An 8594-nucleotide genomic window follows, 5' to 3' on the forward strand; every position below is an offset into this window, starting at 1 on the left:
GTGGATCCTTAGCGGTCAATCAGTGCTGTTCCTGGCGGGCCATTTTTTCCATTTTCTGACGAATGCGCTGGCGCTTGAGCGGCGACAGGTAGTCGACAAACAGCTTGCCGATCAGGTGATCCATCTCGTGCTGAATGCAGATGGCCAGCAGATCGTCGGCGTCCAGTTCAAAGGTCTCGCCGTGGCGATCCTGAGCGCGCACCTTCACCCGTTCGGCGCGGGGCACCAGGGCGCGGGCGCCGGGCACCGACAGGCAGCCTTCCTCAATACCGGTGCTGCCGTGGCTTTCCAGAATTTCCGGGTTGATCAGCACCAGCGGGTGCTGGCGGTCCTCGGACACGTCGATCACGATAATGCGCTGATGAATGTCGACCTGGGTGGCGGCCAGCCCAATGCCTTCTTCGGCATACATGGTCTCAAACATATCATCTACAATGGTCTGTAATTCGGGAGTGAAAGCGCCAACCGGCTTGGCCACGGTGCGCAGCCGCTCATCGGGAAAGCGCAATACTTCTAGTACTTTTGCCATAACAACGGTGTTTTCCTGTATTCGGTTCTGTCAGTATTTTAGCCATTTGCCACTCAAAGATCAGCAACAGATGGCCGACACCGGGCGGCGGCAGGTTGCGACCTTATCAAGCGGAACAAGATTCCATCAAGGTGAACAGGGATGATAAAACCGAGAGCACTGATTCTGACCGGCATGCTGTTGCTGACCGGCTCCGTCCAGGCCCAGGCACTGGCGCTGAAAGACAACCACCCCACCCGTTATACGGTGCGCCAGGGCGACACCCTGTGGGACATTTCCGCTCACTTCCTCAAATCGCCCTGGCTGTGGCCCAAACTGTGGCGGGCCAACCCCCAGGTGGCCAACCCTCATCTTATCTATCCCGGCGATCGCCTGACCCTGATCTGGGTGAACGGCGAGCCCCGGCTGGTGCGCGACGGTGAGCCGCAACCGGGAGTGGTAAAACTGTCGCCCCGCGTGCGCACCGAGCCGGCGGTGGCCACGGTGCCGCTGGCGGCGATCATGAATTACACCGGCAGTCACCGGCTGCTGGCGTCCGGCGAGCTCGATACGGCGCCGGTGTTGCTGGGAGACCGGCACGGGCGGGACTTGTTGCGCCAGGGCGAACTGGCCTACGTGGAAGGGCGGCTGGTTCCCGGGCAGTTGTACGGCGTGTACCGTGACATGGGGGAACTGGCCGATGACCGCACCGGCGAGTCCTACGGGCGCCGGGCCATGCTGGTGGGCACGGTGAGCACCCAGGCGCAGCCGGAATATAATCTGGCCAGCGTGCACATCAGCAGCCTGAGCCGGGAAATGCGTCCCGGAGATGCGCTGCTGCCACTGTCTGCGGATCGGGCGCTGGCGGCCTTTTACCGGCCGGCGCCGGGCCCGGCGCTGAGTGCCGGCCGAGTGCTGGCCATGGGGGCTGAGGGCACGGTGGCGGCCCGCCATGACGTGATTTTGCTTAACAAGGGGCAGCGGGACGGCCTGCGTGCCGGCCACCTTTATGGTGTCTTGCGGCCAGCTCCGTCAAACAAAGAAGGCATTGTTCTGCCGCCGTTGCCGGTGGCCCGGGTGATGGTGTTTGAGGCCGGTGAACAAGTCAGTGCGGCATTGGTGCTCGACAGCCGGGAGCCGGTGCAGCGCGACTATCTGCTGGGCGAGCCTGAGTATGACGAGCACGGCCTCTGACGCTCACCCTCTTTTGCCCTGGCTGGCGCTGCAGCAGGCGCCGGGGCTGGGGCCTGTTCGGGCCTGGCAGTTGTGGCAGCGGCTGGGGCCAGACTGGCAACAGGCCGATCTGGTGGGGCAAGCTCATCTCGGTGGCGACGGCCGGGCACAGTTGCTGGCTCCCCGGCATGAGTTGCTGGAGCGGGTGCTGCGCTGGCTTCAGAACGGCCCTGAGCGGCATGTTCTGACGCGCGCCGACAAGGCCTACCCGACCCTGCTCAATCAGTGCCCCGCCGCTCCCCTGCTGCTGTTTGTGGAAGGCAACCTGACGGCGCTGGAACGATCGCAACTGGCGGTGGTGGGCAGCCGCCACCCGTCCTATGTGGGCAAGGAAAACACGCGCGCTCTGGTCGCAGAGCTGGTCGCGGCGGGGCTGGCCATTACCTCCGGACTGGCCATGGGCATTGACGGCCTGGCCCATCAGACCACACTGGACGCCGGCGGCATTACCCTGGCGGTATTTGGCTCGGGGCTGGACCGGTGTCACCCCAAGCGTCATGCCCGCCTGGCCAGGCAGATTGTCGAGGCCGGTGGTGCGTTATTGTCGGAATGTTATCCCTGGGAGCCGCCCCAGGCGTTTCAGTTTCCCCGCCGCAACCGCATTATCAGCGGCCTCAGCCTGGGGGTGCTGGTGATGGAGGCCGCCGAGCGCAGCGGGTCGCTGATCACCGCCCGCTTTGCTCTGGAGCAGAACCGGGAGGTGTTTGCCGTACCTGGCGCCTGGCAAAACCCCCAGGCCGCCGGCTGTAACCGGCTGATCCAGCAGGGTGCCAAGCTGGTGTGCGGTGCCGATGATGTGCTGGAAGAGCTGGCGGGGTTCTCCGCGGCGGCGGTCAAAATTCACGAGACCGCCACGGAGCAGTTATTGCCTTATCCGGACTTGTTGGATACCGTAGGTCTGGAGGCAACGGCGCTGGATGTTATCGCGGCGCGGTGCCGACAGCCGGTGCATGAGGTGTTAACCCGGTTGATCGAGCTGGAACTGGCCGGCTGGGTGGAATCCGTGCCCGGAGGTTATGTCAGAGCGAGGAGGAGCTGATCATGTTCGAAGTACTGATGTACTTGTTCGAGACCTACATCCATGCGGATGTAGACACCATGGTGGATCAGGATGAACTCGCCGAAGAACTGACCGAAGCGGGCTTCAACAAGGAAGAGATCCTCAAGGCGCTGGCCTGGCTGGAGCGTCTGGCCGAGTTGCAGGAGGCGGATGAACCGCCGTCCTGGGCGCGTTCCGCTCCCGATTCATTCCGTATTTACACGCCCGAAGAGCTGTACAAACTCGACACCGACGGCCGCGGCTTTTTGCTGTTTCTTGAACAGATCAAGGTGCTTAACGCCGACACCCGGGAGATTGTCATCGATCGGGTGATGGAACTGGACTCACCGGTGATTGAGCTCGACGATCTCAAGTGGGTGGTGCTGATGGTGCTGTTCAATGTGCCCGGCAGCGAATCGGCCTACCATCAGCTGGAAGAGCTGCTGTTCGAACAGCCCGACGGAGCGGTTCACTGAACCTGGCCGCGCTGGTAGAATTCCCTCAGTGAATTCGGAGGCGCGGCATGTCGAAAATCGATCCCAGTCTGTTCAGTGGCAAGCCATCGGCCCGGGCCGACGAGGTTTGCCCGAAGTGTGGCGAGGCCCTGCAACTGCGTCATGGCAAGCATGGCGCCTTTCTTGGCTGCTCCGCCTACCCAGACTGTGACTACATGCGCCCGCTCAGGGTCATTGAGCACGACGAAGACGTGGAAAAGCCGCTGGAAGGCAGCGCCTGCCCGCTGTGTGGCCATACCCTGGCCATTCGCAAGGGCCGCTACGGGCTTTTTATCGGGTGTTCCCACTATCCGGCCTGTCACTACGTGGCCGACCTCAATGACCAGGGCAACAGTGATCCGGCCTGCCCGGCATGTAGCAAGGGCCGGCTGGTAGCCCGTACCTCCCGTTACGGTAAACGCTTCTATGCCTGCGATGCCTATCCCGGCTGCCGCTACATCCTCAACGACAAGCCGGTGGCCCAAACCTGCCCCGAGTGCGGCTTTGGCATTCTGGCCGAACGCAAGGGACGTCTGTATTGCCCCAACAAGGGCTGCGGTTATCAGCAGTAAGCGGTTTTTATTCAAAAAGGAAGTTCAGTTTCATGACTCAGCAAGTGCTTTTTACCGCCGTTGAGCACCTCGAGCAGGGGGGCGTGATCGGCTATGCCACCGAGGCGGTGTTTGGCATTGGATGCGATCCCGACAACGGCGAGGCGGTCCAGCGGGTGCTGGCCATCAAGGAGCGGCCCATCGACAAGGGCCTGGTGCTGATTGCCGCCGACGTCAGCCAGTTGCTGCCCTATCTGGATCTGACCCGGTTGCCGGCGGGGCGACTGGAGGTGATCCTGGAAAGCTGGCCCGGCCCCTATACCTGGGTGATTCCCGCTCGCCCGGAGGTGCCCGAGTGGCTGAAAGGGCGTTTCGACTCGCTGGCGGTGCGGGTGACCGATCACCCCCAGGCGCATGCTCTGTGTCTGGCTTTTGGCAAGCCGCTGGTGTCGACCAGTGCCAACAAAAGTGGCGAGGAGCCGGCGCGCAGCGCCGATGAGCTGGCGGAACGGCTTGGCAGCGAGCTCGACTACATACTGCCCGGTGCCACTGGCGGCCGGACCAATCCGTCGCTTATTCGCGATGGCATTACCGGCGCCGTGCTGCGTCCGGCCTGATTGCATATCAACAAGGAATCATGATGAGTACCAAACCGGATACCGCGGCCGTGAAGGCGTTTTTACTAGAGCTGCAGGACCACATCTGCCGGCAGCTGGAGCAGGCCGACGGCACCGGTCGTTTTGTGGAAGACAGCTGGACCCGGGAAGAGGGCGGTGGTGGCCGCAGCCGGGTGTTGCGCGACGGCGCCGTGATCGAGCAGGGTGGGGTGAACTTCTCCCATGTGCACGGTGCCGCCATGCCGGCCTCGGCCACTGCCCACCGCCCCGAGCTGGCCGGTCGCTCCTTTGAGGCCATGGGCGTGTCGCTGGTGATCCACCCGCGCAACCCCCATGTGCCCACCAGCCACGCCAACGTGCGCTTTTTCATTGCCGAGAAGGAAGGCGCCGATCCGGTATGGTGGTTTGGTGGCGGCTTTGACCTGACCCCCTTCTACCCGGTGGAAGAAGACTGCAGGCATTGGCACCAGGTGTCCAAAGACCTTTGCGATCCCTTTGGCGATGACGTTTACCCCAAATACAAGGACTGGTGCGACCGTTACTTCTACCTCAAGCACAGGGATGAAACCCGGGGGGTGGGCGGCCTGTTCTTTGACGATCTCAACGACTGGCCCTTTGAGCAGTGCTTTGCCTTTATGCAGGCGGTGGGCAGGGGTTATCTGGATGCCTACCTGCCGATCATTGCGCGACGCAAGGACACGCCCTATGGTGAGAGCGAACGCCAGTTCCAGCTGTACCGGCGCGGACGCTATGTGGAATTCAACCTGGTGTATGACAGGGGCACCCTGTTTGGCCTGCAGACCGGCGGCCGTACCGAGTCGATCCTGATGTCGATGCCACCACTGGCGCGCTGGGAATACAACTGGCGGCCAGAGCCGGGCACCAAGGAAGCCCGGCTGCAGGAGTTTCTGGTCCCCAGGAACTGGGTTTAAGCGCTGGCCTCTTCGGAGGCGCCGAACAGCTCGATCACCTTGTCGATCAGGGCCTGGCGCTCGCCGCCGGGCAAAAAGGCGGCATAGACTTCCCGGCTGATGATGGGGGCGTCGTCCACCAGAAACAGCCGCTCCTGATCCTGGTATTGCCGGATCATGGCACTCGGCAGAAAGGCACTGCCGCCATGATGCAGCAGGTATTCCAGGGCGATGCGTACCGAGCCGGTGTGCAGCAGCGGCGGCGTGGCGGTGTTGAACAGCTTGGCATGCTGGGTGTTGAAGGCGGTGCCCCAGTCGATGCGAATGTAGTCCTGAGCCATGGCCTGAGTGGCATTCAGCTCCGGGTAGGTAGATACCAGCTGCAGCTCCATGGTATGAGTGGCGATGTGACGCACTCCCTCGATGCGGGCCGGATCGGTAAGAAAAGCCAGATCCAGGGTGCGGCTCAGCAGGGCCCGGGTCATCTGCTCGGGGGTGCGAATGTCCGCCCGCAGCGACAGCGCCGGCAGTTCGCAATAAAGCCGGTGCAGGCCGTCCTGCAGATAGGCGTCCCACAGGTTGGCGGTGCCGGCCACCGCCAGTTGCTGGGTCTGCCGTTCACTCAGGGCCACCTCGTGCTGGGCCCGCGCCCAGGCCAGCAGCATGGACTCGGCATGGGGGATCAGCGCCTCGCCCGACGAGGTCAGCTGAATGTTGTTGCGCAGCCGGGTAAACAGGGTTACGCCCAGCTGGCTTTCAAGCTGACGAATGCGAAAGCTGACCGCCGACGGGGTCAGGTACAGGTGCTCTGCCGCCTTGCCGAAGTGACGGGTGCGTGACACTTCCAGAAAGGTCTTTAAAAGTTCGGTATCCAAGGCCAACCACAAAGATTTTGTTCGTTAGCGCAAAATCTATTCGTTTTGGCGGCTAATGCAACCAAAAAAATGCCATTCATGGCAATATAATGCCAATCCCTTTTGAACATCGCGGTTGATCGCCCAGTTCTGGCGGCCGCCGACGAGCAGCGAGAGCCATCATGGACAGATACGTCGTTATCGGTAATCCCATTGCCCACAGCCAGTCTCCCTTCATTCACGGTGCCTTTGCCGAACAAACCGGACAAGCCATGAGCTATGAACGCCTGCTGCTGCCGCTGGACCACTTTCAGGGCGGCCTGAGCGAGTTTGTGCGGTCCGGGGGCCGTGGTTGCAACATCACGGTACCGTTCAAGACCGATGCCCTGGCGGTGGCGGATGAGCTGAGTGAACGGGCTGCCCTGGCGGAAGCGGTCAATACCCTTAAGGTGCTGGAAGACGGTCGGCTGCTGGCCGACAATACCGACGGGGCCGGTCTGGTCATGGATCTTCATCGCCTGGGGGGGGCACTGGCCGGCCGGCGCATTCTGTTGCTGGGCGCAGGGGGCGCCGCCCGGGGGGTGATGGGCCCGTTGCTGGCCGAACGGCCGGCAGCCCTGGTGGTGGCTAACCGGACCGAGATGCGGGCCGAGGCGCTGGCCAAGCGTTTTGCCGGACTGGGGCCGGTCAGCCATCAGCCGCTCGAAGGCCTGGCAGATACCTTTGATCTTATCATCAACAGCACCTCCGCCAGCCTGCAGGGAGAGCGCCTGGCGTTGCCCGCCAGCCTTTGCCATTCCGGCACCCAGGTCTACGATATGATGTATGGCCGGGAAGAAACCCCCTTTCTGCAATGGGCCGCGGAGCAGGGTGTGCAGGATCGTTTTGACGGCCTGGGCATGCTGGTGGGGCAGGCGGCGGAGAGCTTTTATCTCTGGCGGGGGGTGCGCCCCGATATGGCGCCGGTGTTGCAGGCGCTCAGGGCCAGGCTGGAGCAGGGACAATGAATCAGGACATTATCGTCGGTGACGAAATTTACTGGCAACCCGACGAACAGCGGGTTGCCTTCAGCACCCACTGGCAGGGGCGGCAGGTGCCCTGCTTTATTGCTCAGCACCGGCTGGAGCATTTGTCCGGCCAGCAACTGGCCGACGAGGCCAGTGTGATCCTGGCCTTTGAGCAGGTGCGCTTTGATATCGAAGAGCTGGTGTGCGAGCGCATTGAAGAAGAGGCCTTTGCGCCAGATGGCAGCATCAGTCTGTAATCTGTAATTGCGTGAGACGAAAAGGGTGAGGAGTGAGGAGAAATTTATGCTCACTGGACTGGCCCGAGAAAAGTAGACACCTTCATTAGATGAGAAGGTGTTATGAAATACAAACCCCACCGTCGCTTTAGCGATGCATTCAAACGTGAGGCCGTCGAGGCCTCGCTCTCCACCACAGAGACACAAGCTCAGCTTGCTGGCAGACTTGGGATCCATCCTAACCAATTGAGTCGCTGGCGTAGAGAGTGGAGCATGACCAAGAAATCATCCGACAAAGCCGTTGAAAACACCGGACCAGAAAAAAGCCTGCAGGAGCTGGAGCGCGAGGTAGCTCGGCTGAAGAAGCAGCTTGAGCGGAAAGAGCTGGAGAACGAAATCCTAAAAAAGGCGCAAGAGTACTTCGCCAAGCACGGCAAGTAAGGTTTGCCTTTATCGAGGCCCACCGAAGTCAACGCTGGCGGGTCTCGATAATGTGTGAAGTACTCGACGTGTCACGAGCGGGATATTATCGCTGGCGAACACGTCAACACTCTCCGGGGGCGCGTGCCATCGAGCGACGGACGCTGAACACCTTCCTGCTCGAGCGAGCCAGGCAACTGAAGAATGTGCCGGGTTATCGCAAGCTGTGGCTGGAAGCACGGGATGCCGGGTTCTGCTGCGGCAAGAACCAGGTTCAGCGCTTGCTGAGAGACGCTGGTTATCGTTCATGCACGGCTCCTAAAGCAGGATATCAAAAGCCAACATCGTCCTTGCCTGTGTTACCGAATCTGTTGAATCGCCAGTTCTCGGTGGGTTCAGCGAACCGAGTTTGGGTATCAGATATCACCCAAATCCGGTGCAGTGAAGGCTGGCTCTACATCGCAGCAGTCCTAGACCTGGGCACACGCCGCGTGGTGGGCCGAGCCATGGGTGCCATCAATAGCGCCCAACTGGTGCTGGAGGCCCTTGAGCAGGCATGGCAACATCAGCGGCCAGATGGGAAACAGCTGTTGTTCCACTCGGACCAAGGGAGTCAGTATCGCAACGGAGAGGTGATGAGATGGCTGAATACACGGGGAATCACCATCAGCATGTCACGCCGAGGTAACTGCTGGGATAACGCCTGTTCGGAAAGCTTCTTCGC

The 8594-nt window shown here is 61.5% G+C and carries 11 protein-coding genes (1 of these 11 cut by a window edge); 9 read left to right on the forward strand and 2 right to left on the reverse strand.

Annotated features, from left to right (window positions below; genetic code table 11):
- Positions 1-19: 19 nt before the first annotated feature.
- On the reverse strand, positions 20-529 hold the full coding sequence (def, locus tag PU634_RS00755) for a peptide deformylase (RefSeq protein ID WP_306762185.1): 510 nt from the start codon (positions 527-529) through the stop codon (positions 20-22).
- 141 nt (positions 530-670) lie between these two features.
- On the opposite strand from def, the gene PU634_RS00760 reads away from it, so the two are divergent.
- Genes PU634_RS00760 through hemF form a run of 6 tightly spaced genes read left to right on the forward strand, consistent with a single transcriptional unit; the run spans position 671 to position 5374 of the window.
- Complete coding sequence (locus tag PU634_RS00760) at positions 671-1702, forward strand: LysM peptidoglycan-binding domain-containing protein (protein ID WP_306762186.1); 1032 nt, start codon at positions 671-673, stop codon at positions 1700-1702.
- Complete coding sequence (gene dprA, locus PU634_RS00765) at positions 1683-2780, forward strand: DNA-processing protein DprA (protein ID WP_306762187.1); 1098 nt, start codon at positions 1683-1685, stop codon at positions 2778-2780. Before PU634_RS00760 ends, dprA begins: the two co-directional genes overlap by 20 nt.
- 2 nt (positions 2781-2782) lie before the next feature.
- Positions 2783-3256: a DUF494 family protein gene (locus tag PU634_RS00770; protein WP_306762188.1), complete on the forward strand. Its 474-nt coding sequence runs from the start codon at positions 2783-2785 to the stop codon at positions 3254-3256.
- Positions 3257-3303: 47 nt separating this feature from the next.
- Complete coding sequence (locus tag PU634_RS00775) at positions 3304-3846, forward strand: DNA topoisomerase family protein (protein WP_306762189.1); 543 nt, start codon at positions 3304-3306, stop codon at positions 3844-3846.
- Between the two features lie 32 nt (positions 3847-3878).
- A complete protein-coding gene (tsaC, locus tag PU634_RS00780; RefSeq protein WP_306762190.1) occupies positions 3879-4442 on the forward strand; it encodes an L-threonylcarbamoyladenylate synthase type 1 TsaC in 564 nt (187 codons plus the stop codon).
- 23 nt (positions 4443-4465) lie between these two features.
- The gene (hemF, locus tag PU634_RS00785) at positions 4466-5374 is read left to right on the forward strand and encodes an oxygen-dependent coproporphyrinogen oxidase (protein WP_306762191.1); all 909 of its coding nucleotides are present in this window, start codon (positions 4466-4468) and stop codon (positions 5372-5374) included.
- Here the strand turns inward: hemF and hdfR are convergent.
- Entirely contained in the window at positions 5371-6228 is an 858-nt protein-coding gene (gene hdfR / locus PU634_RS00790; protein ID WP_306762192.1) for an HTH-type transcriptional regulator HdfR, read from the reverse strand. The two genes, hemF and hdfR, sit on opposite strands and share 4 nt — an antisense overlap.
- Before the next feature lie 161 nt (positions 6229-6389).
- Between hdfR and aroE the strand changes: the two genes are divergently transcribed.
- The 3 genes from aroE to PU634_RS00805 all read left to right on the forward strand — a co-directional run.
- Positions 6390-7214: a shikimate dehydrogenase gene (aroE, locus tag PU634_RS00795; protein WP_306762193.1), complete on the forward strand. Its 825-nt coding sequence runs from the start codon at positions 6390-6392 to the stop codon at positions 7212-7214.
- Positions 7211-7471 (forward strand): DUF1488 family protein, encoded by a 261-nt coding sequence (locus PU634_RS00800; RefSeq protein WP_306762194.1) that lies wholly within the window; start codon positions 7211-7213, stop codon positions 7469-7471. Before aroE ends, PU634_RS00800 begins: the two co-directional genes overlap by 4 nt.
- 102 nt (positions 7472-7573) lie before the next feature.
- Positions 7574-8594 (forward strand): IS3 family transposase gene (locus PU634_RS00805; protein WP_306760800.1). Its coding sequence is split into 2 segments (ribosomal slippage): positions 7574-7865 and positions 7865-8594, totalling 1179 coding nucleotides; it runs 157 nt beyond the window's last position; the frame shifts between segments, so codons are not numbered across the junction.

This window comes from Oceanimonas pelagia, from assembly GCF_030849025.1.
Taxonomy (GTDB): Bacteria; Pseudomonadota; Gammaproteobacteria; order Enterobacterales; family Aeromonadaceae; genus Oceanimonas; species Oceanimonas pelagia.

Coding starts and splice junctions, on each gene's coding strand:
- PU634_RS00800 (WP_306762194.1), top strand. CDS start 7,211: ATGAATCAGGACATTATCGTCGGTGACGAAATTTACTGGCAACCCGAC.
- def (WP_306762185.1), bottom strand. CDS start 529: ATGGCAAAAGTACTAGAAGTATTGCGCTTTCCCGATGAGCGGCTGCGC.
- PU634_RS00760 (WP_306762186.1), top strand. CDS start 671: ATGATAAAACCGAGAGCACTGATTCTGACCGGCATGCTGTTGCTGACC.
- hemF (WP_306762191.1), top strand. CDS start 4,466: ATGAGTACCAAACCGGATACCGCGGCCGTGAAGGCGTTTTTACTAGAG.
- dprA (WP_306762187.1), top strand. CDS start 1,683: ATGACGAGCACGGCCTCTGACGCTCACCCTCTTTTGCCCTGGCTGGCG.
- PU634_RS00770 (WP_306762188.1), top strand. CDS start 2,783: ATGTTCGAAGTACTGATGTACTTGTTCGAGACCTACATCCATGCGGAT.
- tsaC (WP_306762190.1), top strand. CDS start 3,879: ATGACTCAGCAAGTGCTTTTTACCGCCGTTGAGCACCTCGAGCAGGGG.
- aroE (WP_306762193.1), top strand. CDS start 6,390: ATGGACAGATACGTCGTTATCGGTAATCCCATTGCCCACAGCCAGTCT.
- PU634_RS00775 (WP_306762189.1), top strand. CDS start 3,304: ATGTCGAAAATCGATCCCAGTCTGTTCAGTGGCAAGCCATCGGCCCGG.